Source organism: Roseovarius sp. THAF9 (assembly GCF_009363715.1).
GTDB lineage: Bacteria > Pseudomonadota > Alphaproteobacteria > Rhodobacterales > Rhodobacteraceae > Roseovarius.
This window is the reverse complement of sequence record NZ_CP045404.1, coordinates 1,737,831-1,762,967: the sequence shown is the minus strand read 5'-3', so window position 1 is coordinate 1,762,967 and position 25,137 is coordinate 1,737,831. Positions and strand designations below refer to the sequence as shown.

The 25,137-nt window shown below is 64.7% G+C and carries 27 protein-coding genes; 12 read left to right on the top strand and 15 right to left on the bottom strand.

Annotated features, from left to right (window positions below; translation table 11 throughout):
* The 7 genes from bamA to pyrH all read right to left on the bottom strand — a co-directional run bounded on the left by bamA (position 1) and on the right by pyrH (position 8,208).
* On the bottom strand, positions 1 to 2,229 hold the full coding sequence (gene bamA / locus FIU86_RS08700; RefSeq protein WP_152474720.1) for an outer membrane protein assembly factor BamA: 2,229 nt from the start codon (positions 2,227 to 2,229) through the stop codon (positions 1 to 3).
* A gap of 499 nt (positions 2,230 to 2,728) precedes the next feature.
* Positions 2,729 to 4,090: an RIP metalloprotease RseP gene (rseP, locus tag FIU86_RS08695; RefSeq protein WP_152474719.1), complete on the bottom strand. Its 1,362-nt coding sequence runs from the start codon at positions 4,088 to 4,090 to the stop codon at positions 2,729 to 2,731.
* 6 nt (positions 4,091 to 4,096) lie between these two features.
* On the bottom strand, positions 4,097 to 5,269 hold the full coding sequence (gene dxr / locus FIU86_RS08690; RefSeq protein WP_152474718.1) for a 1-deoxy-D-xylulose-5-phosphate reductoisomerase: 1,173 nt from the start codon (positions 5,267 to 5,269) through the stop codon (positions 4,097 to 4,099).
* Positions 5,266 to 6,051, bottom strand: coding sequence for a phosphatidate cytidylyltransferase (locus FIU86_RS08685; protein ID WP_152474717.1), 786 nt, complete (start codon positions 6,049 to 6,051; stop codon positions 5,266 to 5,268). The genes dxr and FIU86_RS08685 overlap by 4 nt, the downstream gene beginning before the upstream one ends.
* On the bottom strand, positions 6,048 to 6,770 hold the full coding sequence (locus FIU86_RS08680) for an isoprenyl transferase (protein ID WP_254703978.1): 723 nt from the start codon (positions 6,768 to 6,770) through the stop codon (positions 6,048 to 6,050). The genes FIU86_RS08685 and FIU86_RS08680 overlap by 4 nt, the downstream gene beginning before the upstream one ends.
* Before the next feature lie 20 nt (positions 6,771 to 6,790).
* A complete protein-coding gene (frr, locus tag FIU86_RS08675; RefSeq protein WP_152474715.1) occupies positions 6,791 to 7,354 on the bottom strand; it encodes a ribosome recycling factor in 564 nt (187 codons plus the stop codon).
* A 122-nt stretch (positions 7,355 to 7,476) separates the two neighbouring features.
* Entirely contained in the window at positions 7,477 to 8,208 is a 732-nt protein-coding gene (pyrH, locus tag FIU86_RS08670) for a UMP kinase (protein WP_152474714.1), read from the bottom strand.
* A 176-nt stretch (positions 8,209 to 8,384) separates the two neighbouring features.
* Between pyrH and miaA the strand changes: the two genes are divergently transcribed.
* The 4 genes from miaA to FIU86_RS08650 all read left to right on the top strand — a co-directional run bounded on the left by miaA (position 8,385) and on the right by FIU86_RS08650 (position 12,387).
* Complete coding sequence (gene miaA, locus FIU86_RS08665) at positions 8,385 to 9,266, top strand: tRNA (adenosine(37)-N6)-dimethylallyltransferase MiaA (protein ID WP_152474713.1); 882 nt, start codon at positions 8,385 to 8,387, stop codon at positions 9,264 to 9,266.
* A 97-nt stretch (positions 9,267 to 9,363) separates the two neighbouring features.
* Complete coding sequence (locus FIU86_RS08660; protein ID WP_152474712.1) at positions 9,364 to 10,161, top strand: AraC family transcriptional regulator; 798 nt, start codon at positions 9,364 to 9,366, stop codon at positions 10,159 to 10,161.
* A 118-nt stretch (positions 10,162 to 10,279) separates the two neighbouring features.
* Positions 10,280 to 11,947: an ABC transporter substrate-binding protein gene (locus FIU86_RS08655; RefSeq protein WP_254703977.1), complete on the top strand. Its 1,668-nt coding sequence runs from the start codon at positions 10,280 to 10,282 to the stop codon at positions 11,945 to 11,947.
* A 44-nt stretch (positions 11,948 to 11,991) separates the two neighbouring features.
* The gene (locus tag FIU86_RS08650) at positions 11,992 to 12,387 is read left to right on the top strand and encodes a cupin domain-containing protein (RefSeq protein WP_152474711.1); all 396 of its coding nucleotides are present in this window, start codon (positions 11,992 to 11,994) and stop codon (positions 12,385 to 12,387) included.
* Between the two features lie 15 nt (positions 12,388 to 12,402).
* Here FIU86_RS08650 and FIU86_RS08645 read toward each other — a convergent pair whose 3' ends face one another.
* A complete protein-coding gene (locus tag FIU86_RS08645; RefSeq protein ID WP_152474710.1) occupies positions 12,403 to 12,999 on the bottom strand; it encodes a lytic transglycosylase domain-containing protein in 597 nt (198 codons plus the stop codon).
* Positions 13,000 to 13,237: 238 nt separating this feature from the next.
* Here FIU86_RS08645 and ssb point away from each other — a divergent pair, with 238 nt between their 5' ends.
* Together ssb and FIU86_RS08635 are read left to right on the top strand one after the other, a co-directional pair.
* Positions 13,238 to 13,741, top strand: a complete 504-nt coding sequence (gene ssb / locus FIU86_RS08640) for a single-stranded DNA-binding protein (RefSeq protein WP_152474709.1) — start codon at positions 13,238 to 13,240, stop codon at positions 13,739 to 13,741.
* Positions 13,742 to 13,755: 14 nt separating this feature from the next.
* Positions 13,756 to 14,061: a hypothetical protein gene (locus FIU86_RS08635; RefSeq protein ID WP_152474708.1), complete on the top strand. Its 306-nt coding sequence runs from the start codon at positions 13,756 to 13,758 to the stop codon at positions 14,059 to 14,061.
* 4 nt (positions 14,062 to 14,065) lie between these two features.
* Here FIU86_RS08635 and FIU86_RS22540 read toward each other — a convergent pair whose 3' ends face one another.
* Positions 14,066 to 14,203: a hypothetical protein gene (locus FIU86_RS22540; RefSeq protein WP_216647211.1), complete on the bottom strand. Its 138-nt coding sequence runs from the start codon at positions 14,201 to 14,203 to the stop codon at positions 14,066 to 14,068.
* A 46-nt stretch (positions 14,204 to 14,249) separates the two neighbouring features.
* Here FIU86_RS22540 and FIU86_RS08630 point away from each other — a divergent pair, with 46 nt between their 5' ends.
* The 4 genes from FIU86_RS08630 to FIU86_RS08615 all read left to right on the top strand — a co-directional run bounded on the left by FIU86_RS08630 (position 14,250) and on the right by FIU86_RS08615 (position 18,160).
* Positions 14,250 to 15,152: a GNAT family N-acetyltransferase gene (locus FIU86_RS08630; RefSeq protein ID WP_152474707.1), complete on the top strand. Its 903-nt coding sequence runs from the start codon at positions 14,250 to 14,252 to the stop codon at positions 15,150 to 15,152.
* Between the two features lie 70 nt (positions 15,153 to 15,222).
* Positions 15,223 to 17,043, top strand: a complete 1,821-nt coding sequence (typA, locus tag FIU86_RS08625) for a translational GTPase TypA (RefSeq protein ID WP_152474706.1) — start codon at positions 15,223 to 15,225, stop codon at positions 17,041 to 17,043.
* A 3-nt stretch (positions 17,044 to 17,046) separates the two neighbouring features.
* A complete protein-coding gene (locus tag FIU86_RS08620; protein ID WP_152474705.1) occupies positions 17,047 to 17,400 on the top strand; it encodes a cupin domain-containing protein in 354 nt (117 codons plus the stop codon).
* Between the two features lie 73 nt (positions 17,401 to 17,473).
* Complete coding sequence (locus FIU86_RS08615) at positions 17,474 to 18,160, top strand: DUF6639 family protein (protein WP_172977474.1); 687 nt, start codon at positions 17,474 to 17,476, stop codon at positions 18,158 to 18,160.
* Between the two features lie 6 nt (positions 18,161 to 18,166).
* On the opposite strand, the gene FIU86_RS08610 is transcribed toward FIU86_RS08615, so the two are convergent.
* From FIU86_RS08610 to alaS, 5 genes are read right to left on the bottom strand one after another with little or no spacing between them, the layout of a single operon-like run.
* Positions 18,167 to 18,712 (bottom strand): histidine phosphatase family protein, encoded by a 546-nt coding sequence (locus FIU86_RS08610; protein ID WP_152474703.1) that lies wholly within the window; start codon positions 18,710 to 18,712, stop codon positions 18,167 to 18,169.
* Between the two features lie 29 nt (positions 18,713 to 18,741).
* The gene (locus FIU86_RS08605) at positions 18,742 to 19,209 is read right to left on the bottom strand and encodes an MOSC domain-containing protein (protein ID WP_152477039.1); all 468 of its coding nucleotides are present in this window, start codon (positions 19,207 to 19,209) and stop codon (positions 18,742 to 18,744) included.
* A gap of 23 nt (positions 19,210 to 19,232) precedes the next feature.
* Positions 19,233 to 19,520 carry a DUF1330 domain-containing protein gene (locus FIU86_RS08600; RefSeq protein ID WP_152474702.1) on the bottom strand — a complete coding sequence of 96 codons (288 nt, stop codon included), beginning with the start codon at positions 19,518 to 19,520 and terminating at the stop codon, positions 19,233 to 19,235.
* Between the two features lie 11 nt (positions 19,521 to 19,531).
* On the bottom strand, positions 19,532 to 19,816 hold the full coding sequence (locus FIU86_RS08595; protein WP_152474701.1) for a DUF1330 domain-containing protein: 285 nt from the start codon (positions 19,814 to 19,816) through the stop codon (positions 19,532 to 19,534).
* 24 nt (positions 19,817 to 19,840) lie between these two features.
* Positions 19,841 to 22,522 carry an alanine--tRNA ligase gene (gene alaS, locus FIU86_RS08590; RefSeq protein ID WP_152477037.1) on the bottom strand — a complete coding sequence of 894 codons (2,682 nt, stop codon included), beginning with the start codon at positions 22,520 to 22,522 and terminating at the stop codon, positions 19,841 to 19,843.
* Positions 22,523 to 22,680: 158 nt separating this feature from the next.
* On the opposite strand from alaS, the gene FIU86_RS08585 reads away from it, so the two are divergent.
* On the top strand, positions 22,681 to 23,049 hold the full coding sequence (locus tag FIU86_RS08585) for a hypothetical protein (RefSeq protein ID WP_152474700.1): 369 nt from the start codon (positions 22,681 to 22,683) through the stop codon (positions 23,047 to 23,049).
* A gap of 69 nt (positions 23,050 to 23,118) precedes the next feature.
* Here the strand turns inward: FIU86_RS08585 and recA are convergent, their stop codons facing one another.
* Positions 23,119 to 24,198, bottom strand: coding sequence for a recombinase RecA (recA, locus tag FIU86_RS08580; RefSeq protein ID WP_152474699.1), 1,080 nt, complete (start codon positions 24,196 to 24,198; stop codon positions 23,119 to 23,121).
* Positions 24,199 to 24,390: 192 nt separating this feature from the next.
* Here recA and FIU86_RS08575 point away from each other — a divergent pair, with 192 nt between their 5' ends.
* Positions 24,391 to 25,035 (top strand): gamma-glutamyl kinase, encoded by a 645-nt coding sequence (locus FIU86_RS08575; protein WP_152474698.1) that lies wholly within the window; start codon positions 24,391 to 24,393, stop codon positions 25,033 to 25,035.
* Positions 25,036 to 25,137 lie beyond the last annotated feature (102 nt).

Genomic DNA, 25,137 nt, shown 5'->3' with positions numbered 1-25,137 from the left:
TCAGAATTCCGTGCGGACCGTGATATCGAACTCGCGCTCGATGTCGCCCGGTTCCTTCTTGAGCGCTTTCGAGAAGTTCAGCCGCAGAGGACCGAACGGCGATTCCCAGAACAGAGACAGGCCAACCACGTGGCGCGGCTTGAACCCGGTCGATTGCGCCGCGCCGATCGTGTCGACATTCCAGATCGCGCCGACATCATAGAACGCGCCGCCCGACAGGCCGAATTCCTCGGGCGTGCCCAGCGGGAACTCCACGTCGAACTTGGCCACGGCATAGAGGTTGCCGCCCAGATGTTCGCCATTCTGGATCGGGCCCATGCCGTTGGCGTCGAAGCCGCGCATGACCTGCCCGGTATAGCGGTCAATGGCGCGGGACCGATCACCGCCCATGAAGTCCAGCGCGCCGGCCTCGAGCGAGGCGCGCAGCGTGATCTCTTCGTTGAAGGCAAGTCGCTGCGCGGCCACCCGCATGGAGTACTTCATGTACTCGAGGTCTCCACCAAGCCCGTTATATTCCAGGCCTGCATCGAGCAGAACGCCGGCATTGGGGTTCAGTCCCGTGCGCCGCGTGTCGAAGACGACGCGCGTGCCTATACCGCTGGTAAAGAAATCGCCTTGCGCGACTTCGGCGGCGAGCGTGGGCGAGACGCCGGTATAGTCATCCATCTCCTGATAGGAGGCCCTGTAGTAGAGCGAAAGGCGGCTGTTTTCGGAAACGGGAAAGGTCAGACTTGGCCGGAACTCGCCCAGCACCGTGTCATAAAGGCTGTTGTTGCTATCGGTTTCCAAGAGCGAGGTCTGGATCGCGAATTCCACGTCGCGGCCCAGGAAGGCCGGTTCGGCGAAGGCCAGGTTGTAGTTGGCCGTGTCCGCCGAGGCCGAGATCTGCGCGGTTACGCGCTGGCCACGACCCAGGAAGTTGCGCTCGGAAAAGCCCAGCGTCAGGCCGAAACCGCCGTCCGAGCTGTAGCTGCCGCCGAAGGACAGCGTGCCGGTCGTGGTTTCCTCGACATCTACATCTACCACGACCTGGTTGGGGTCCGACCCTTCGCGCGCATTCACGTCGACGTCCTCGAAATAGCGCAACGCGCGGATGCGCTCGGCGGCTTCGCGGATCTGGCGGGGGTTGAAGGGATCGCCCTCGACCGGCGTGAACTGGCGGCGGATGACGCGGTCCAGCGTGGTGGTGTTGCCCTCGATGTCGATGCGTTCCACGAACACGCGCGGCCCGCGCACCAGCATGAATTCCACGTCCAGCGTCAGATCCCGCTCGTTGCGAGTGATGACCGGCTCGACCCGCAGGAAATCGACGCCCTGACGGATCGCCAGGCGTTCCATCCGCGCGATCGAGTTCTCGACCAGCGTCGGTGAATAGACCACGCCCGACCGGATCCGCAGAACGTCCTGGTACTCGGCGGCATTGGCCTCGGGGATCTCGCTCGTGGTGGTGATCTGCCCAAAGCGGAATTGCTGCCCTTCCTGCACGTTGAACGTCACGAAATAGCCGTCACGTTCCTGCGCAAGCTCGGCATTGGTGCCGGTCACGCGGAAATCGACATAGCCCCGTGACAGGTAGAAATCGCGCAGCACCTGCTTGTCGAATTCCAGTCGCTCGGCATTGAACGTATCGCGCGAGACGATGGCGCGCAGGATACCCGCCTGCTTGCTGTCCACGACGCGGCGCAGGCGGCGGTCGGAATAGGCGCGGTTGCCGACAAAGCTGACGCGGTTTACCTCGATCGCACCGCCTTCGAAAATCTCGAAGACAAGGTCGATACGATTGTCGCTACGGCGGATCACCTTGGGCTGGATACGGGCCGACACGCGGCCGTTCTGTTCATAAGCCTCGGTCAGTGTCGCCACGTCCCGGTCCACGCGGGTGGGGCTGAACACCTGGCGCGGGGCGCTTTCGATAAAGCCCTGAAGATCGGGATCCTTCAGGCGGCGGTTGCCCTCGAACACGACGCGGTTGATCGTCGGATACTCGATGACCCGGATTACCAGCGTGTTGCCCTGCGGAACCACCTGGACTTCTTCGAAGAGGCCGCTGGCGCGAATGCGCTGCGCGGCGTCGTTCAGCTGACCGGCGCTGATTGTTTCGCCTCGGGCAATGCCCGCCTGGCTGAGGATCGTACTGCCCTCGATCCGCTGATTGCCCTCGATGGACACGTTGGTGAAGCGATAGCTTTGCGCCTCGGCCGGCGATGCGGCGGACAGGGCGGCGGCCATCAGTCCAGCCGCGAAAAGCAACGAAAGAAAATGCGTTGAAAAAAGCCCTGAAAAGCGCTTCGTCCCCAACCCGATCGACAGTTTCATTAGCGAACCCAATCAGCCATCCCAGTGGCCAAAAGCACTACCGGGTCCGGTGGGGGTTGTCAAAACGAGTATGGGAAATTTTTAAGCGACTGCGACCTCCTGGCCGCAGCCCGGGCGCCACGCTTCAGAGCGAACCGACGAACGCGCCAGCCCACAGGGCGACAGCGATGGTGGCAAGATAAAGAATGCGATCCCAGTTGAGATTCACCAACAGGGTCATCCCGCGATATCCGTTCAGAACGTGTTGCATGTGATTTCGGGCTTTCGATTCGTATTCAGTCAGGCAGTACCCGCAGTTATCCGATTTCTTTGTGACGATAGTCGGGCAGGAATTATGGCAATTCCATGACGGCGCTCCCGCCGCGCCCTTCCCTGCCCCGCGCCCCTCAGGCGGCGTCGCACAGCGGTCCGGTCAAGGACAGAAAATGTCGTTGAACAAGGCGAACAGCATCACCCCCAGCACCAGCGTCAGGCCCACGGTCATCATGATCCGCAGCGCCCGGTCGCTGGGCGGGCGTCCCGCCACGGCCTCATAGGCGTAAAACACCAGGTGCCCGCCATCCAGAACAGGGATCGGGAACAGGTTCAGCAGGCCGACGGCGGTCGACAGCACCGCGATGAACCAGATGAAGCTGTCCACGCCCTGGCTGGCCATGGCGCCCGACACCTCTGCGATGCCGATGGGCCCGGACATGTTGCAACTGCTGATCGCGCCCGTGATCATGTGATAGAGGCCCGAAATCGAGCCTGAGATCACGGCCCAGGTCTGTGCCACGGCGCCCGACAGGGATTCGCCAAAGCCGCGCGGCCCGGTTTGCAACTCGTAGGGCAAACCACCGACGATGCCGATCCGCCAGTTCGTCTCGAACCCGCCGTCTTCCTGCGGTTCGTCCACCCTGCGTGGAGTCAGGTCAAAATCCATCACCTCGCCATCGCGCCACACGTCCAGCGCCAACGTTGCCCCGTCCGAGCCCTCGACCACGTCCTTGAGTTCGTTGAAGGCATAGATGCGCTCGCCTTCGAGGCCGACGATCACGTCTTTTTGCTTCAACCCCGATTCGAACGCCGCCGAGCGCGGCGACAGCTGCGTGACAAGCGGCGGCTGCGGGTGCGGGCCCATCGCCTCGATGACCTCGCCATCGCGACGCACCTCGTAGCTCAGCAAAGGCTCCCGCGGCAGCGCGTCGATAAAGGCGCGGAACGCTTCCTCGTCGGCTTCGTCCATGTTGATCATCGTCGGGATCTCGCGCCCCTCGATCGCCAGCAATTCGTCGCCCTGTTGCAGCGTGACACCGTCGAAAGGCAGCGGGCGCAGATCCGAGATCACGTAAGGTTCGGTCACCTTGCCCTGGCTCATCATGATGGCGCCGAAGACAAGGATCGACAGGATGAAATTGAAGACCGGCCCCGCCGCCACAGTCAGCGTCCGCGCCCAGAGCGGCGCGCCCAGCATGGTCTTGCGCTTCTCCTCGGGCGGCATTTCAGCGACGCTGCCGTCACTGGTGCCGCTGGCGGCATTCGCGTCGCCCATGAACTTGACGTAGCCGCCAAAGGGCAGCGCCGCCAATTGCCAGCGCGTGCCGTGCTTGTCCACGCGGCTGAACAGCACCGGCCCGAAGCCCAGCGAGAAAACATCCGCCTTGATCCCGCACCAGCGCCCGACGATGTAGTGGCCGTATTCGTGGATCGCCACGATCACCGATAGGGCGGCGAGAAAGGCCAGAAGGGTCAGGGCAAGGCCACCGAATTGCGGGAGAAAGTTTATTCCGTCCAAGGTCTGTTATCCGTCCTGCTCTTTCGCCACGCTGTCGACATACATCCTTGCCAGATGGTCCGCGCGGGCTGTTGTATCAAGGGTCATCGGCCTTTGCGCGATCTTGTCATGCTCGGCAAGCCGCGCCAACACCTCTTCGACGATTCCGTTCATCTGCATGAAGCCGATCTTTCCGGCGATGAAATGGTCCAGCGCCCGTTCCTTGGCGCCGTTGAACACCGCCCCCATCAGGCCACGCGACTCCATCACCTCGCGCGCCAGGCGCAGAGCCGGAAACCGCTCTGTGTCCGGCGTCTGAAAACTGAGCGTGCCGGTGGCGGCAAGATCCAGCGCCGCGACCGGCAGGTCGCGCCGCTCGGGCCAGTTCAGCGCGTACCCTATGGCGTGGCGCATGTCGTGCGGCCCCATATGGCCCATTACCGCGCCGTCCACGTAATGCACCATCGCGTGCACCAGGGATTCGGGATGGATCAAAACCTCGATCTGGTCGGGGGCGACGCCGAAGAACTCGCGCGTCTCGATCATTTCCATCGCCTTGTTGAACATCGAGGCGCTGTCGATGGTGATCCGCTGGCCCATGTCCCAGTTGGGATGGGTCGCGGCCTCGGCGGGGGTGGCGTGGATAAGCTGCTCCAGCGGCCAGTCACGGAACGCGCCGCCGCTGGCGGTGATGATGATGCGCCGCACGGCGGCGGCATCCTCGCCAACCAGCGCCTGGAAGATACCGGAATGTTCGCTGTCCACGGGCAGGATGCGGGCGCCCGCCCGCCGCGCCGTGCCCATCAGAAGCTGACCGGCGGCGACCAGAGATTCCTTGTTGGCCAGCGCCAGTGTCGTGCCTTCGTTCAACGCCGCCAGCCCCGGTGCCAGCCCGGCAAAGCCGACGATGGCCGACATCACCCAGTCGGCGGGCCGCGCGGCCGCTTCGGTCAGCGCGGTCGCGCCGGCGGCGGCCTCGATATCGGTGCCGCGCAACGCGGCGCGCAGGTCGTCCAGCAGGCTTTCATGGGCGGTGACGGCAATCTCGGCGTCGCAGGCGATAGCGTCCTGCGCCAGTTGCGCGATGTTGCGCCCCCCGGTCAAAGCCACGACGCGAAACTGGTCGCGCTCGCCTTGTATCAAGCTCAGCGTGTTCTGCCCGACCGAGCCGGTGGCGCCCAGGATGCTGATCCGCTTCATCCGCCCGCCCCCGGCATCAGGCCTACCGCCCAGAACAGCAGCGCGGCGGCGCTGCCGCCCAGCATGGCGTCAAACCGGTCGAAGACGCCGCCATGCCCGGGAATGAGGCTGGAGCTGTCCTTGATCCCCTTGCGGCGCTTCACAGCGCTTTCGGCGATGTCGCCCATCTGCCCGGCAAAGCCCGCCAGCATAGACATCGGTATCAGTTCCAGCCCCATGCCCAAGGGTTGAAGAAAGAACAGCCCCACGATCCCGGCCAGAAGCCAGCCCGCGATGGTGCCGGACCAGGTTTTCTTGGGGCTGAAGCGCGGCCAGAACTTCGGCCCGCCCAGCATCCGCCCGGCGAAATACCCCGCCACGTCCGAGGCGATGACGACCAGGATCAGCCAAAGAATCCAAAGCGTTTCATGCCCCGCCCGCACCCAGAGCAGCGCAAAACAGGCCAGCAGCACCCAAGAGATCACGAGAAAGGCCAGCGGCCCGTCCTCGGCGGTCTGGCTGGCCGCCACCAGCGCCAGCCCCAGCATCAAGGGCAGCGCAAAGGTGCCGGGCAGGAAATTCAGCGCGAGCATCACCACCGCGGCGGCGATGCCAAGGCCCACGGCCTGACGGGTGGCGAACATGCGCGCGGTTTCCCATACCATGGCGCCACATATGGCACAGACCATCACAATAAAAAAAAGCCCACCCTGGTAGACGCCGAACGCCCCCAGCACCAGCATCAGCACGCCCGACAGCGCCCGCCGGCGCAGGTCGGACCACTTCGCGCCGGCTGCGCTCATGCGGTCACGGCCCCGAACCGCCGGTCGCGCGCGCCGTAGCCGCGCAGCAGCTCGCCGAAGATATCCGGCGTGAAATCGGGCCAGAGCGTGTCGATGAACTCGTATTCCGCATAGGCCGACTGCCACAGCAGAAAGTTCGAGATCCGCGCCTCGCCCGAGGTACGGATCACCAGGTCGGGATCGGGCAGCACGCAGGTATCAAGATACTTGGGCAAGGTTTCCTCGTTCACGTCCTCGGGGCATAGCCGGCCTTCGGCCACGTCGCGGGCCAAGCGCTGCGTGGCACGGCTCACCTCGTCGCGCCCGCCATAGTTCAGCGCGATCGTCAGGTTCGTGCCGGTGCATCCTTGAGTCATCGCCTCGGCATCGTCCATCAGCCGGCGCAGCTTGGCGTCCAGCCGCGGACGGTCGCCGATGAACCGCACGCGCACGTTCTCGCGTACGAATTCCTGCATTTCCTTCATGATATAGCGGCGAAAGAGGCTCATCAGCCCGGCCACTTCGGTCTGGGTACGCTTCCAGTTCTCGGTCGAGAAGGCGAAGATCGTGACATACTCCACCCCGAAATCGGGACAAGCGGTCACGATCTCCTTCACTCGGCGGGCCCCAGCATGGTGCCCGAACAGGCGCGGCCGCCCGCGCTTTTGCGCCCAACGGCCATTGCCGTCCATGATGATCGCCACATGGCGCGGACCCCGTCCGGCAGATGTCTCCTGCATGTCGCGCGCCTCTGCCATTGTCAGACCTGCATGATTTCGGCCTGCTTGGCCTCCAGCGCCTCGTCCACGGCCTTGATGTGCTGGTTGGTCATCTCCTGCACCTCGTTTTCCCAGAATTTCTGGTCATCCTCGGACATGCCGTCGGCCTTGGCCTTCTTGATCTGGTCCATCCCGTCGCGGCGCACGTTGCGAATGGCCACCCGGGCGTTCTCGGAGTATTGCGCGGCGACCTTGGTCAGTTCCTTGCGCCGCTCCTCGTTCAGCTCGGGGATGGGCAGCATGATGATCGTTCCGTTCATCTGCGGGTTGATGCCCAGCCCGCTTTCGCGGATGGCCTTTTCCACCTTGTTCACAAGGCCCTTGTCCCAGACATTGACCGTGACCATGCGCGGCTCGGGCACATTGACCGTGCCCACCTGGTTGATCGGGGTCATCGCGCCATAGGCGTCCACCATCACCGGCTCCAGCATCGAGGCCGAGGCCCGGCCCGTCCGGAGCGAGGCGAATTCCGTGCGCAGGCTGCTCATCGCGCCCTCCATCCGGCGCTCCAGGTCCTTGGTGTCCAGTTCGAAGTCGTCGCTCATCTTAATTCCCTTGGTTCTGCCGAACGATGGTCTTGCCTCTATACCGGCAAGTCGCGTCGATTGTATAGGGCTCAGTCCCGTACGAGAGCCTCAGGTTTCGTGTGGATTTCGCGCAGACGATCCTAGCCGCCCACCTTGGTATATGTGCCTGTCCCGTCAAGGATCGACCGGAAGCCGCCGGGCTCGTCCAGGCTGAAGACGATGATCGGCAAGCTGTTGTCCCGCGCCAGCGCGATGGCGCTGGCATCCATGACGCCCAGGTGCTTGGCTAGCACCTCGTCATAGCTGACCTCGTCGAACCGCTTGGCGTCGTCGTTTTTCATCGGGTCCTTGTCATAGACCCCGTCCACCTTGGTGCCCTTGAAGATCGCCTCGCATGCCATTTCGTTGGCGCGCAGCGTGGCCGCCGTATCGGTGGTGAAATAGGGGTTGCCGGTGCCGGCGGCAAAAATGCAGACCCGCTTTTTCTCCAGATGACGTACCGCGCGGCGACGGATATAGGGCTCGGCCACCTCGTCCATGCGAATGGCCGTGATCACCCGGCAGAAGACGCCCAGCTTTTCCAGCGCGCTTTGCATGGCCAGCGCGTTCATCACCGTGGCCAGCATCCCCATGTAATCGGCGGTCGTCCGCTCCATCCCCTGCGCCGAGCCTTGCAGCCCGCGAAAGATGTTGCCGCCGCCGATCACCATGCAGATCTCGACCCCCATGTCGTGGACCGATTTCACTTCGCGTGCGATCCGCTCCACCGTCGGCGGGTTCAGCCCATAGCTCGCGTCGCCCATCAGCGCCTCGCCGGAGATTTTCAGCAGGACCCGCTTGAACGTGGTCTCGGGGGCGTCGGCGTCTGGCATGGGGCGGCTCCTTATGCGCGGTCTTGGAACGGTCCCGGTGCGGGTCGTCTCTTGGCGCGCAAAATGGGCGAAAATGCTCCCGGGTTCAATCGTCAAACCGGCCCGCGCCGGACCCGTCGCGCGAATTTCGCCGCAAGGCGCTTAAAACCGGCGCAGAAACGTCCTAAACGGAGGCCATGACCGCCCTTCCCGATATCCCTTCCGACCGGCCCGTGCTGATCGCCGGTCCCACCGCCTCGGGCAAGTCCGCCCTGGCGCTGGCCCTGGCGGAACGCGACGGCGGGCGGATCATCAATGCCGACGCGCTGCAGGTCTTCGCCAACTGGCGCATCCTGACCGCCCGCCCCGCACCGGACGAGGAAGCCCGCGCGCCCCACGCGCTCTACGGTCATGTGCCGGGCGATGCCGCCTATTCCGTCGGCCATTGGCTGCGCGACCTCGCACCGTTGCTGCGGGACGGTCCCCGCCCGATCATCATCGGCGGCACCGGTCTCTACTTTTCGGCCCTGACCGAAGGGCTGGCCGAGATCCCCGCCACCCCACCCGAAATCAGGGCCGAAGCAGACGCGCAGCTTGCGGTCAAGGGCTTGGCAAGCCTGCTGGACGATCTCGACCCGGAAACCCGGTCGCGCATCGACACCGTCAACCCGATGCGCGTCCAGCGCGCCTGGGAGGTACAGCGCGCCACCGGCACGCCCCTGGCCCGATGGCAGGACGCCACACCGCCCCCGCTCCTGCCGCCCGACAACGCCACCTGCCTGCTGATCGACGCGCCCAAGGACTGGCTGACCCCGCGAATCGAACGCCGCTTCGATCTGATGCTCGACGCGGGCGCGCTGAACGAGGCGCGCGATAACCTCGCCACATGGTCACCCGCGCATCAATCCTCCAAGGCCATCGGCGCGCCTGAACTCATCGCCCATCTCAAGGGGGAGATGACGCTCGATGCGGCGCGCGAAGCCGCCATCATCGCCACAAGGCAATATGCCAAGCGCCAGCGCAGCTGGTTCCGCGCCCGCATGAAAAACTGGCAAACCCTTGCCGCCGCCACGCTTTGATCTTGTAACCCCTGTACAGAATCGGACATTCCTGACCTCAATTCGATGGAAACCCTGCGCCATCCGTGCAGAATCACGACAATCGAGGTTCCGGACAGTGACATCCCATCCGCAACTCCAAACGCTCGCGCAGTGGATCGGACCGGGCGCATGGCGCGCCAGCCTGCCGCATAGCGACCCCTACCACGTGTTCCTGTGGATCACCCGCGGACAAGGGCGCTGCCTGATCGGCGGTCGGCGGCGCGGGCTGGCGGTGCATACCGCGCTCGTGCTGCCCGCCGGCGCGCTTTTCGCGCTCGATCCCGGATCGCAAAGCTTCGGTCTCGCTTGCCGCATCCCGCCCCGGACCGGCATCCTCATGCCGGACGAGCCGGTGCTGCTGCGCGTCCGCGACCCGCGGGCGCAGGCCGACCTGACCACGCTCTTGGAGACCATGCAGCGCGAACAGAACGAGGCCCGAAACTTCATGGACGAGGCGATGACCGCCCATGCCCAGCTTCTGACGGTCTGGCTGCGCCGCGCCATGCTCAGCACCAATGACGAGGTCGCCGACCCCACCGCCGCGCACCGGCTGGTCGAGGCCTATGCCGCGCTGATCGAGCGGGACTACACCACCGGCACGTCGATGCAGGACCTGGCGCGCCACCTTGGCGTGACGCCCACGCATCTCAGCCGGGTGTGCAAGTCCACTGCCGGGCTGACCGCCTCGGCCATGCTGACGGGCCGGATCCTGCACGCCGCCCGCGACAAGCTCGAAACCACCGACCGCCCCGCCAACCAGGTCGCGGCCGAGCTGGGTTTCAGCAGTGCGGCCTATTTCTCACGCTTCATCCATCGTCATACGGGCAAATCGCCCTCGGACCTGCGCCGCACCGCCCCGCGCAAAGCGGCCTGAGACTGCACGGCTTCACAGGTATTTCAGCGCCACCCGGTTGATTTCCGCGCAGCCGGGATGGAAACTGAAACCCGACGCCTCATTTCTATTCGCAAAGCTTGTTTCAAGGCCCGCGCCAATGTCCTCTCGCTCCGACGTCCCGCCGCATCCCGCCCTGCCCGCGCTGAACCGCGCGCTGAGGCGTGGCACGATGGACCGGCGCGAGTTTCTGACCCGCGCCTGCGGTCTCGGCCTCTCGGCGCCGCTGGCCCTGTCGATGGTCGGCCTGCCGGCCCCGGCACACGCCCAAGACCCGGCCCAAATCGTGCCCGGCGGCACGTTGCGCATCCAGCAGAACGTCAAGGAACTCCGCGATCCCCGCACCTATGACTGGAGCGAGATGGGCAACCAGACCCGCGGTTTCCTGGAATACCTCGTGGAATACGGCCGCGACGGCACCGTGCGCGGGATGCTTCTCGAAAACTGGGATGTGAATTCAGACGCGACCGAGTATCGCCTGAACGTGCGCGGCGGGGTAACGTGGAACAACGGCGATCCGTTCACCGCCCGCGACGTGGCGCGAAACCTCGAGCGCTGGTGCGACGCGAGCGTCGAGGGCAATTCAATGGCCTCTCGCCTCAAGAGCCTCTGCGATCCGGCCTCGGGCCAGATTCGCGATGATGCGGTGCGGGTCGTCGATGACACCGCGCTGGTGCTCACGCTTGCCACCCCCGATATCGCGCTCATGGCCAACCTGTCGGATTATCCGGCGGCGGTGATGCATGCCAGCTACGGCGGCGGCGACCCGTTCGAGCATGGCATTGGCACAGGCCCCTTCCGCCCGGTCGAGCTGGTCGTGGGCCAGCGCTGCGTATTGGAGCGCAACACCGATCACGACTGGTGGGGTACGGACGTTCTGGGGGGGCCTTACCTGGACCGGGTGGAATTCATCGACCTCGGCACCAACCCGTCCAACTGGATCGACGCGGTCGAGGCCGACGAGGTCGACCTGCTCTACGAATCCGTCGGCAATTTCATCGAGGTGCTGGACGCCATCGGCTGGACCCGGACCGAGACCGAAAGCACCGCCACCATCGTCATCCGCGGCAATGCCAAGGCCGAGCTTAACGGCGATTACCCTTATGCCGACGCCACCCTGCGCCGGGCGCTGGCGCTGGCCGTGCGCAACGAGACCTGTCTCGAACTGGGGTATTCCGGGTATGGCACCGTTGCCGCCAACGACCATGTCAGCCCGATCCACCCCGCCCATGCCGATCTTGGCCCGGCGCCGTTTGACGCCGCGCAGGCCCGCGCCGACCTCGAGGAAATCGGCATGCTGGGCTACGCGCACGAGTTGATCACCGTAGACGACGAATGGCAGCGCAACACCGCCGACGCGGTCACGGCGCAGCTGCGCGACGCCGGCCTGACCGTGCGACGCACGGTTCAGCCCGGTGCCACCTTCTGGCAGAACTGGCGGGACTATCCGTTCTCGCTCACCCAGTGGAACCACCGCCCCTTGGGCGTGCAGGTGCTCGACCTCGCCTACCGATCTGATGCCGTGTGGAACGAGACCGGCTTTGCCAACGAAGAATTCGACCGCCTGCTGGACCGCGCCTTGTCGGTGCCCGACGTGGACACCCGGCGGCAGACGATGGAACGCCTTCAATCCATCCTGCGCGAGGAAGGCGTGATCATCCAGCCCTATTGGCGCACGCTTTACAACCATCACAATGGACGGGTCGTGGGGGCGGAAAAGCATCCCTCGAACGAGATCCACCTGCACAAGATCGGCTTCACCGGCTGAATGCGGCGCGGACTGACAGCTATGACACCCCGAAAAGCCACCCCATGAAGATCACCCGCCCCGGCGCCAACCCGTCCGCCCCCGGCCCCGCCGAGTATTTCACCGGCACCGTGCGGCTCGACCCGCTCTTCACCGCCGAGGCACCGGGCCGCGCCGTTGGCGCCCATGTCACGTTCGAGCCCGGCGCACGTACCGCATGGCACACCCATCCCGCCGGCCAGACCCTGATCGTCACCTTCGGGCAGGGCCGCGCTCAGCGCGAGGGCGGTCCGGTCGAGGAGATCCGGCAAGGCGACGTGGTATGGTTTCCGGCAGGCGAAAAGCACTGGCACGGGGCCGCGCCGGACACGGCCATGAGCCATATCGCCATACAGGAAAGCATCGACGGCAACGCCGTCCGTTGGATGGAAAAGGTCTCCGACGAAGATTACGAGGGCTGAGTCGCGTGGCGCGGCCTACTGCCCGTAGATGATCTTCACGTAGTTGCGGGTTTCCTTGTAGGGCGGAATGCCATTGTATTTCTGCACCGCCTTCGGCCCCGCATTGTACGCCGCCAGTGCCAGCCTCCAGGACTTGAAGGTACGGTACTGCTCGGCCAGGTACCGCGCCCCGCCGTCCAGATTCTGGCGCGGGTCGTTGGGATCGACGCCCAGATAGTTCGCCGTGCCCGGCATCAGCTGCGCCAGCCCGATCGCGCCTTTGTGCGACTTGGCCCGCGGGTTCCAGCCTGATTCCTGCTGCACCAGCCGCAGGAACAGGTTCTCGGGGATGCCATGCCGCCGCGCCGAATCCTTGGCGACGTTCAGGTACTGCCCCTTGTACTTGCCATTGTACCCAAGCGCGGGCGCAGCCTCATCCCACTTGCTGGGCGTGTGTATCTTCTGCGGCTGCAGTTTCACGGAGGCGTTGTATTGCTGCTTGGCGCGGGTATCGAGCACCCGCGTCTGCGAACTGAAGATCCGTTTCTTGCCCTTGGTCGAGAGAATATCCGCCGTGGCCGCCATCGGCCAGGCCAGTGACACAGCGGTCACCGCGATTGCCAGCTTGCGCATACTGAACATCATCCCCTTACTGTCCCACGCCGGTCAGCGTCACGCCGCTGTCCCAGGGCAATGGCCTGACCGTCTCGGGCGGCACTATACCGAACGCGGCTCAAATTGCCAGAGTCGCGCGCCGCATTCCTGTCCGGCGCGTCCAGCCGGGGATATTCCCTGAATTTTAGTCTTTTCTTCATCCCTTGGGGGTGATGTAAGGTGAACGTTAACCATCAGACCGCAGCAGGAGGGCGCCATGGCCGGTTCCGTCAACAAAGTCATTCTCATCGGCAACCTGGGACGCGACCCCGAGGTGCGCACGTTCCAGAACGGCGGCAAAGTGTGCAACCTGCGCATCGCCACGTCCGAGAACTGGAAGGACCGCAACACCGGCGAGCGGCGCGAACGCACCGAATGGCACACCGTTGCCATCTTCAACGAAGCGCTGGTGCGGCTGGCCGAGCAATATCTGAAAAAAGGTTCCAAGGTCTATATCGAGGGCAAGCTGGAGACCCGTAAGTGGCAGGATCAGTCCGGCCAGGATCGCTATTCGACCGAAGTCGTGCTGCGCCCCTACGCGGGCGAGATGACCTTCCTCGACGGCCGCGACAGCGGCGGCGGTGGTGGTGGCGGCGGCTATGGCGGCGGCAGCGGCGGTGGCTATGATCAGGACTACGGCGGCGGCTCGTCGGGCCCGTCCGACCAGGGCCGCTCGCAACCCTCGCCATCGCGCGACTACGACGACGAGATCCCGTTCTGATCGAAGTCTGACCGATGTTGTCCGCCCTATCGCCCGAGGGACAGGCCTTGGTCACCGTCATCACCTGCCTGGCGGTGGCCTATTTCATTCTCTATCCCACATTGCGTCCGCGCCACGTGTCGCGCATGGGGCTGTATGATCTTGGCGTCACCGGCGTGATGCTGTTGATCAACGGTTGGCTCTTCTGGGGCACCGGCACGCGCTTTTCGCTGTGGCTGTTCGACACCAACTGGGTCGTCTTCACCATCGTCATCGCGCTGGTGATCGAGACGCCGCTGTCGCTTTGGTACATGCGCCGCAACAACGTCCGCTGGGACTGAGCCGCTACCAGATCCAGTCGATCACGCTCAGCACCACGAAGACCGGCACGGACAGGACCACCGCCACCAGCCACGCCGCATAGGCCGTGGGCCGCACGCTGGGCGCGTCGACACCGCGGACGGGTTTCCTTGCCTTCGCCATAAGCGCCATTAACCATGATTTAGGTTATCATCGCCTTAATGGCAGAATGTCCCTTGCCTGGCTCCTCAGCGACACCGCCCTCCAGCCGCCCGGCCCCTGCGCCGTGCAACAGCACCCGCGCTACGGCGCCGCGATGCGCGCCATCGGGGCTGATGTCGGGTGGTATGCGCTGACTGATGGTTCCGGCACGTTTGGCACCGCGCAAATCCTGCGCCGCCGCATCGGCCCTTTGCGCCTGACATGTTTGCCGCGCGGCCCCCTACTGGCACCAGGCATAAAGCCGACAGCGGCCCTCATTCCTCTGCCCGGCCCCTCCGTCGTTCAGCCTGACACGCCCGAAACCGCCCGCCTGTACCAATCGCATGGCTACCGCGCCCTGCTCACTCCGGCCCACGTGGTCGAGTTGGACCTCACCCCCGGCCCGGACGCTCTCTTGGCCGGTCTGCACGGCAAATGGCGCAACCGCCTGCGCGCGGCACAGGCCGGACAACTGCGCACTCATCACCGCCCGTTCGATCCCGACCGCGACGCCGACCTGCTGATCCTTGACCAGCACCAGCAACGCGCCAGGGGTTACCGCGCCCTGCCGCCAGAATTCACCTGCGCCTTCGCCGCCACCCACCGGCAGGCCACGCGGCTTTTCACAGCGCATGACCGCGCCGGGATGTTGGCCTACCTGCTCTTTCTGCTGCACGGGACCACCGCCACCTATCACGTCGGCTGGGCCGCTCCCGCCGCGCGTCGCACCCACGCCCACACCCTGCTGATGTGGCAAGCCACCACTTACCTGCATCAGCGCGGGCTCACCCGGCTCGACCTCGGCACGCTGGATACCGAGGCCGCCCCCGGCCTCGCCCGCTTCAAGCTGGGCACCGGGGCCACCGCCCGCCCCCTCGGCGCAACCCTGTTGCGGCTTTTGCCGCACCGCGGCGCCACCATCGCCGCGTAACACCTTTTTCCCTCTGGCAATCGGCGGGCAAAGCCCTTAGGGCCTGCCTCAAACCACCAAGGATACCCCAATGGACCTGCGTAACATCGCCATCATCGCCCACGTCGACCACGGCAAGACCACCCTCGTGGACGAGCTTCTCAAGCAGTCGGGCGCCTTCCGCGAGAACCAGGCCGTGGCCGAACGCGCGATGGACAGCAACGACCTGGAGCGCGAGCGCGGCATCACCATCCTCGCCAAGGCCACCAGCGTGGAATGGAAACAGACCCGCATCAACATCGTCGACACCCCCGGCCACGCCGATTTCGGCGGCGAGGTCGAGCGCATCCTCAGCATGGTCGACGGCGTGGTTCTGCTTGTGGACGCCGCCGAAGGCCCGATGCCGCAGACCAAGTTCGTCACCTCCAAGGCGCTCGCCCTCGGCCTGCGCCCCATCGTGGTACTCAACAAGGTCGACAAGCCCGATGCCGAGCCCGACCGCGCACTGGACGAATGCTTCGACCTCTTCGCCGCGCTGGATGCCGACGAAGATCAGCTGGATTTCCCGCATATGTACGCGTCGGGCCGCTCCGGCTGGGCCGATCACGAGCTTGACGGCCCGCGCAAGGACCTGACCGCGCTGTTCGACCTGATCGTCAATCACGTGCCCGCGCCCAAGCAGGTCAAGCGCGCCGATGATGATTTCCGCATGCTGGCCGTTACCCTGGGCGCCGACCCCTTCCTGGGCCGCCTGCTGACGGGCCGCGTCGAATCCGGCCGCCTCAAGGTTGGCGCGACCGTGCAGGCGCTCAGCCGCGTGGGCCAGAAGATCGAACAGTTCCGCGTCGCCAAGATCCAGGCCTTCCGCGGCCTGACACTTCAGGACATCGACGAAGCGACGGCGGGCGATATCGTCAGCCTTGCCGGCATGTCCAAGGCCACTGTGGCCGATACGATCTGCGCGCTGGCCGTGGACGAACCGCTGGCCGCACAGCCCATCGACCCGCCGACGATCTCCGTCACCTTCGGCATCAACGACAGTCCGCTGGCGGGCCGCGACGGCAAAAAGGTGCAGTCCCGCGTGATCCGCGAACGCCTGATGAAAGAGGCCGAAACGAACGTCGCCATCAAGGTCACCGACACGCCCGGCGGCGAGGCGTTCGACGTCGCGGGCCGGGGCGAATTGCAGATGGGCGTCCTGATCGAGAACATGCGCCGCGAAGGGTTCGAACTCAGCATCTCCCGCCCCCGTGTCCTGATGCGCGAAGGCGAGAATGGCGAACAGCTGGAACCCATCGAGGAAGTCACCATCGACGTCGACGACGACCATTCCGGCGCCGTGATCGAGAAGCTGACCGGCCCCCGCAAGGGCGAAATGACCGAAATGAAGCCCGCCGGCGCCGGCAAGACCCGCATCATAGCACTGGTCCCGTCGCGCGGCCTTATCGGCTATCACGGCGAATTCCTGACCGACACGCGCGGCACCGGCGTGCTGAACCGCGTCTTCCACGGCTGGGCACCGCACAAGGGCGCGATCCCGGGCCGCCGCGCGGGCGTGCTGATCTCGATGGAATCGGGCGAGGCCGTGGCCTATGCCCTGTGGAACCTCGAAGAGCGCGGCCGCATGTTCATCGGCCCGCAGGAAAAGATCTACCAGGGCATGATCATCGGCGAGCACAGCCGCGAAAACGACCTGGAAGTGAACCCGCTGAAGGGCAAGAAACTGACCAACGTCCGCGCATCGGGCACCGACGAGGCCGTGCGCCTGACCCCGCATGTCCAGATGTCGCTGGAAGAGGCCATCGCCTATATCGACGACGACGAACTGGTCGAGGTCACGCCCAATGCCCTGCGCCTGCGCAAACGCCACCTCGACCCACACGAGCGCAAGCGCGCCGCCAAGACCGCGTGACCCATGGCCGATACCCCTCGTAAACTGACCCGCGCCGACTGGGCCAAGAACGCCGACTCTTGGGCGGGTCATTTCGAGGGCAAGACCCTCGGTACGGACGTCACCGTGTTGTTTGTCGAGATCGAGGAAGCCGGCAAAGGCGCCCGTCTGCATACGCACCCGTATGACGAAGTCTTTATCGTCCGCGAAGGCCGCGCCCGCTACACCATAGGCGATCAGGAGATCGAGGCCGGGGCGGGCGACGTTCTGCTGGCCCCGGCCGAAGTGCCGCACAAATTCGTCAATCTCGGCCCCGGGCGGCTGGTGTCGACGGACATCCACCTCAGCCCCGAGTGGATACAAACCGACCTCGAATAGGACGGCACCGGTCGCTCGCGCTGCGACTGATCTACATCAAGTGCGAACGGCCCGGCCATGATAGGGTGCAGGGATGGTCCTACTGTCCTGCCGTTTCATCCTTTGCACGTTGCTTGCCCTGCTCGTCGGCGCACAGGTCAGCCTTGCGGACGACATCGACTGCCCCGGCACCCCCGTGACCGTCCGGGCGGGGTCTTCCGCGGACGCGGCCCCAATATGCACCGCCGTGACCGATGCCCTCCAGACCTTGCGCACCTGTAACGTGCCGCTCACCCATAGCGTCACGGTCATCCAGCGCGACACGCTGAAATCCGGCTGCATGGGTGTCTATCATTGCGGTGAAGAGGAAATCGAGCTGCTGACTCCCGCAACGATGGAAGCCGCCCGCAACCCCGACAGCAGCCTCGCCTTCGTCGATACGCAGACGTATTTCAACAGTATTCTGACCCACGAACTTGCGCATGCCGCGTTCGACGCCGTGCCCTGCCCCTTTGACAGCTGCCTTGCCACTCACGAATACGTGGCGCATGTGATGCAGGTCCGATCCCTGCCCGCCGCCGACATCGCCCGGTTCGAGGCCGCGGTCGACATGGACACGCCGCTCAGCCGTGAGTCTATCAACCCTTTCATCTACCTCATGGCGCCGGACGCCTTCCTGCGCCGCGCCTGGGCGCATTATCGGCAACGCCCCGATCCCTGCGGCTATATCGGCGAGATCATGTCGGGCAAGGTGGTACTTGACCGCGAACGCTTCGAGTAATCCCGCTCACGGAGAAATGGCAATGCGCCCAACCACTTCCAGGCCATTATCCGTGCGCCGGGTCACGATAATCTCGCCGGAGCTGGTGCCGGTGCCGCTCAGTTCCGACACGTTCACTTGGTGAGTCACCAGCAAGAGCCGCGCATCCTCGGGTGTCTCGGCGATCCGCGCCATGACTTCCGCCGCTTGGGCCTCGGGGTCGCCCTGCCCCGCGAAATGCGAGTTGAGCGCGGGAAATTCCTCGGGCGTGCCCATGTCCAGCAACTCCGCCGTATCGACGCAGCGGCACCACTGGCTCGTCCATACGGCATCGAACTCAACGCCCGCCTCGCGCATCGCCGCGCCGACTTTCCGGGCCTGCGCCCGGCCCCGGTCGTCAAGGTTGCGCTGCGTGCTGCAATCCTCCAGCTCGAAATTCGCCGGATCGCCCACGCCGGGCGCCAACGCATGGCGCATCAGCGCCACCGTGCCGGGCTCTTTCAGCAGGCTCCAGTCCTGCGCCGCCACCGCACCGGGCAGGATCAGCATCAGGATCAGGGAAAACAGTCGCATCGGCACCTCCGTTCAGATCGAAGGGAAGCCTAGAGCGCCTGATCCCGAGGTCCAGCCCGTGCGACGCTATCGCCCACAGCGATCCGTCCCGGATCCAGGACCCGCGCGCACCACCCGCCATGCCCGCGCATGGCGTTGTAGCCGCCGTGCCCAAGCGCGGCTTCCATCCGCGAACAGGGCGCGCAGGGTGCGGTGAACTCGATCAGCGCCTCGCCGATCCGAACGGGATGATTGCGCAGCGCCGTCAGGTTCAGTCCCGAGACCACCAGGTTGCGCCGCAAAACCTCCGGCGGCACCTCCCCGATCCCGGCCAGCGCCGCGATCACCGCCAGGTGCTCGGCCTGGATCAGGGTCAGCGCGCGTTTGCCCTTGCGCGCATGGTCGCCCTTCAGACCGGCCTCGGTCAGTTCCGCGGCCTCGACAGAGACCAGATCGGCCAGTCGCTCCGGGCGCAGCCCGATCCACGCCACGCGGCCCGCGCCCGCGTGCCGCGCCATGATCTCGGCCAGCTGGCCCTGCACTATTCCGAGGTTTCCACGATCACCAGATCACGTTCGGACGCGTTCCGCGCATGGTCCAGCGCCTCTTGGTAAGCGGCCGAGCGATAGCATTCCTCCGCCGCCTCCAGCGTCGGGAACTTCGCCACCACGTTGCGCGCCCGGTCGTTGCCTTCCAACTGCACATACCGCGCCCCGCGGGCGATGAAATGCCCGCCATGCGCTTCGATCGCCGGACCGGCCAGCTTGGCATAGCGGCCATAGGCCTCCTCGTCGGTCACGGTCACATGGGCAATCCACAATGCGGGCATGTCTTAACTCCTCAAACTCCGTCCACGATGACGATGTCGCGCGTGCTCGATGACGTCGCGATGGGCAGGATGCGCTGATACGCATCCGAATTGTACCAGTCCAACGCCGCCTGGTGGTCGGGGAACTCGATGATCACATTGCGGTCCGGGCCGATCCCCTCGACCTGAGTCTGCGTTCCGCCATTGGCCAGGAACCGCCCGCCGAATTCCTCGGCCAGCGCGACGGTCTGGCTGGCGTAGGCCTTGTAATCCTCGGGATCGGTCACGTTGATCCGCGCAATCAGGTAGGCCGCCATGTCGTTCCCCTTCTCAAGCGGGCCTCAGCCCTGCAACACCTGTTCCGCCGCCGCAATGGCGGCCTCGGCATTGTCGGTGCTCGCCGCGCCACCCTGCGCCATGTCGGGTCGGCCCCCGCCGCCCTTGCCGCCCAGTTCCGCCACGGCGGCCCGGACAAGATCGACCGCCGACAGCTTGTCGGTCAAGTCTTTCGTCACGCCCGCGGCCACGGCGGCCTTGCCGTCGGCATCGGCGATCAGCAGTACCGCGCCCGAGCCGATCCGCGTCTTCATCTCGTCCATCAGCGGCGGCAGGTCCCGTCCCGACACGCCCGACAACACTTGGGCAAGAAACTTCACGCCATTCACGTCCTTGGCCTCGGGGCCGGACGTGCCACCGCCGCCCATCGCCAGCTCCCGCTTCAGTTGCGTCACCTCGTTGGCCAGCGCCTTGCGCTCGTCCATCAGCGCGCGCACGCGGTCCAGCACGTCATCCGGCTGCGCCTTCAGTTCCGACGCCAGCGCCGCCATGCGGTGATCCTGCTCGCTGAGGTACTTGAACGCCTCCGGCCCGGTCAGCGCCTCGATCCGGCGCACGCCGGAACTCGACGCGCCCTCGCCCACCATCACGAACAAGCCGATATCGCCGGTCTGCCGCACATGCGTGCCGCCGCACAGCTCGATCGAATAGGTCTGACCGTCCAGCCCCTTGCCCGAGCCGTCCTCGGACCCCATCGACACCACGCGCACCTCGTCGCCGTATTTCTCGCCAAAGAGCGCTTGCGCCCCGATGGCGCGCGCATCGTCGGGCGTCATGATCCGGGTTTCGACCTTGCCGTTCTGGCGGATATAGGCGTTGACCTCTTCCTCGACTCGGCGGATTTCCTCCAGCGTCATGCCCTTGGCATGGCTGAAATCGAACCGAAGCCGATCTGGCGCATTTAGGCTCCCGCGCTGTGCCACGTGATCGCCAAGCGCCTTACGCAGCGCCTCGTGCAGCAGGTGCGTGGCCGAGTGGTTCGAGCGGATCGCCGTCCGGCGCTTATGATCCACCTCTAGCCTCACCGGGTCGCCCACCTTCAATGCACCGTCCTCGACGGTCACGAAATGCGCTGACAGACCCCCCGCACGTTTCTGCACGTCGCTCACCTGCCCGGCAAAGCGCGCTTCGCTGGCGCCTTCCAGGCTGCGCAGATAGCCATGGTCGGCCACCTGCCCGCCCGCTTCGGCATAGAACGGCGTCTGGTTGACCACGACCCAGCCCGTCGCCTTGTTGGCCCCCAGCTTGTCCACGGCCTCGCCGTCGACAACGATTGCCTGCACCACGCCCTCGGCCGTCTCCGTGTCATACCCGAGGAAATCCGTGGCACTGTGTTTCTCGGCCAGATCGAACCACACGGTCGCGTCCGCCGCCTCGCCACTGCCGGACCAAGCCGCGCGGGCCTTGGCTTTCTGCTCTTCCATCGCCGCGTCGAACCCGGCCACATCCACCTCACGGCCCTTCTCGCGCAGCGCGTCCTGCGTCAGGTCCAGCGGAAAGCCGTAAGTGTCATACAGCTTGAACGCCGCTTCACCGGGCAGCGCGGCGCCATCGCCCAGCTTGCCCAACTCGTCATCCAACAGGCGCAGACCCCGGTCCAGCGTCTGTTTGAACCGCTTTTCCTCCAGTTCCAGCGTCTCCTCGATCAGCGGCTGCGCCCGGCCCAGCTCGGGGAAGGCCTGCCCCATCAGGCCCACGAGGTTCGGCACCAGCCGGTACATCACCGGATCCTGCGCGCCCAGCAGGTGCGCGTGCCGCATCGCCCGGCGCATGATCCGGCGCAGCACGTAACCGCGCCCCTCGTTCGACGGCATCACCCCGTCGGCAATCAGGAACGAGGTCGAGCGCAGATGGTCTGCGATCACCCGGTGATGCACGTTGCCCGGCCCGTCGGGCGCACCATCCGTCACATGCGCGCTCGCCTCGATCAGGCTGCGCATCAGGTCGGTGTCGTAATTGTCGTGCTTGCCCTGCAACAGCGCGCCGATCCGCTCCAGCCCCATGCCGGTGTCGATCGACTGCATGTCCAGATCCACCTGGCTGCCATCCTCGAACCGCTCGTTCTGCATGAAAACAAGGTTCCAGATCTCGATGAACCGGTCGCCATCCTCTTCCGGGCTGCCCGGAGGCCCACCCCAGATCTCGGGCCCGTGGTCATAGAAGATCTCTGTGCACGGCCCACAAGGACCTGTGGCGCCCATCGACCAGAAATTGTCATCCGTGGCGATGCGGATGATCCGGTCATCGCTCAGGCCGGCATGCTTCTTCCAGATCTCCGCCGCCTCGTCATCGGTATGGTAAACCGTGACCAAGAGCTTGGAGTTGTCGATCCCGAAATCCTTGGTCAGCAGGTCCCAGGCATAAGGGATCGCCTCGCGCTTGAAGTAATCGCCGAAACTGAAATTCCCCAGCATCTCGAAAAACGTATGGTGCCGCGCGGTGTACCCGACATTGTCGAGGTCGTTGTGCTTACCCCCCGCCCGCACGCATTTCTGGCTGGTGGTCGCGCGGGAATAGTCGCGTTTCTCCACCCCGGTAAACAGGTTCTTGAACTGCACCATGCCCGAATTGGTGAACATCAGCGTCGGGTCGTTGCGCGGCACAAGCGGGCTGCTCGGCACAACCTCGTGGCCGTTGCGTTCAAAGAAACTGAGGAAGGTCGAGCGGATCTCGTTAAGCGTGGGCATGAGGGTCTGGTCCGAAGGCAAAAGTTGCGTCGGACCCATGTAGACACAAGCGCTTGTCCTGTCCACAGCCCCGCGGAGTTTGAACCGGTTCCATCTGAACTCCGACCCAAAGGCAGGACGCGCCATCACGGCCTGTCACCCCTCAGAAAGGACACGATATGAAACCAGTCAATGCCCTGATCGCCGCCATCGCGGCCGCCCTCATTGCCGGCCCCGCCGCCGCCGAAAAGACTGTCACCGCTGCTGAACTCATCGCCAATCCTGACGCATATACGCTGGATATTGGCGACGGCGTCGTGGGCCATGTGAAGCGCGTTCAGCCGCCGCGCGGAATGGACAAAAGTTGCAACATCGACATGACATCGCTTCAGGAACTGGCGCGCAAGGAGTTTCGCAAGCGCGACGACGAAACCGCCATCTCTGTTCCGATCCACATGGCGCTTGTGATGCCCGGCCCGGATTCGCCATTCATGGTGCCTACCTGTTACGGCGCTGGCGGCGGCTGCACTATTTGGGTTTGGGCATAACCCAGACCAACCAACGAGTAAGGCCGGGCCTTTCGGACCCGGCCTGTTTCATCCAGTCGAGCCGAACCCTCACGCCTCGAGGATATCCTCGTCATCTTCGTCCCCACCATCTGGCATGTCGAAATCCAGACCGTGCGCGCCGCGGATCTTGTCCTCGATCTCGAAGGCGATCTTCTTGTTTTCCTTCAGGAAATTCTTGGCATTCTCGCGCCCCTGGCCAATGCGCTCGTCGCCATAACTGAACCAGCTGCCCGATTTCTCGACCACGCCGGCCGCGACCCCAAGGTCCAGCAACTCGCCGCGTTTCGAGATACCCTCGCCGTACATGATGTCGAACTCGACCTGCTTGAAGGGCGGCGCCACCTTGTTCTTCACGACCTTCACGCGGGTCTGGTTGCCCACCACCTCGTCGCGGTCCTTGATCGAGCCGATCCGGCGAATGTCCAGACGCACCGAGCTGTAGAACTTGAGCGCGTTGCCGCCCGTGGTCGTTTCGGGGCTGCCGAACATGACGCCGATCTTCATGCGAATCTGGTTGATGAAGATCACCGTGCACTTGCTGCGGCTGATCGAGCCCGTCAGCTTGCGCATGGCCTGGCTCATCAGGCGAGCATGCACGCCCACGCTGCTGTCGCCCATGTCGCCCTCAAGCTCCGACTTCGGCGTCAGCGCGGCGACCGAGTCGACCACAACCATGCTCACGGCACCCGACCGCACCAGCGTGTCCACGATCTCCAGGCTCTGCTCGCCCGTATCGGGCTGCGAAATCAGCAGCTCGTCCAGATCCACGCCCAGCTTCTTGGCATAGACCGGGTCCAGCGCGTGCTCGGCGTCGACAAAGGCGCAAACGCCGCCCTTTTTCTGCTCCTCCGCCACGCAATGCAGAGTCAGCGTCGTCTTGCCCGAGCTTTCGGGCCCGTAGATTTCAACGATCCGGCCCTTGGGCAACCCGCCGATGCCAAGCGCGATGTCGAGGCCAAGCGAGCCGGTCGAGGTCGATTCGATGTCCTGCGCCGGGTTGTCGGCGCCCAGTTTCATGATCGAGCCCTTGCCGAACTGCCGTTCGATCTGCGCCAGCGCGCTGTCCAGCGCCTTCTGGCGGTCTGCGTTTTTCTTGCTGTCCATGTTCAAAAGATCTGCCGTTGCCATACCTGTCATTTCCCTTATTTCACACGCCAGACGGGGCGTCTATCGCTGTCTGGCGGCTGCTTTCGTTCACCTCTTGTTCCGCACCTTATGGAGACAAAAGGAGAACATTTCAATCAAATTGTTCCTTTCCGATATTTGCAGCGATGGGTTAAAGAGGGGTTACCGAGGGCAGGCAAACGGGCAAAAACTTCTATGTTGGTGTTTTCAAACGAAAAGCTCGTTTTCCTGTCGGTGCCCAAGACCGGCACCACCGCCTACGAGGCCGCCCTTGCGCCCCGCGCGGCCATCGTCGTGCGCCAGCCGCCCGAGCTGAAACACGCCCCGGTCTTTCGCTACAACCGCTTCTTCCGCCCTGCCATCGAGAAGTTCATGGGCGAGGGATTCGACGTGCTGGCGGTGATGCGCGAGCCGCTCGACTGGCTGGGGTCGTGGTATCGCTATCGTCAGCGTCCGGGACAGGAACAGGCTCGCAATTCGACCCACGGGATCAGCTTCGACGAATTCGTGACCGAGTACATGAAGGGCAAGCGTGCGGCTTATGCGCAAGTCGGCTCGCAAACCAAGTTCCTGGAGCCGCAGAACAACGGCACCGCGGTCACGCATCTGTTTCGCTACGAAGATCAGGACGGGTTGCGACGTTTCCTGTCAGAGCGGCTGCAGGTGGAGATCGAGACGCGGCGCATGAACAGTTCGCCGACCATGGCGCTGACCCTCGACCAGCAAGTCGAGCAGCGCTATCGCCGGAAGTTCGCGGTCGAATATCAGCTTTACGACGGAATCGAAGCTGATGGGGCGTTCTCGCCCTTAGCCAATGGCGTGCTGCCGCCGCATCACTGACGCTAAGGATGTGTGCAACGCGTGTGTCGCGCGCAGGCACGACAGCTCTGGACGCGACATCTCTGAAATTGACCGCAGCATGATCTCCTGATCCGAACGCCG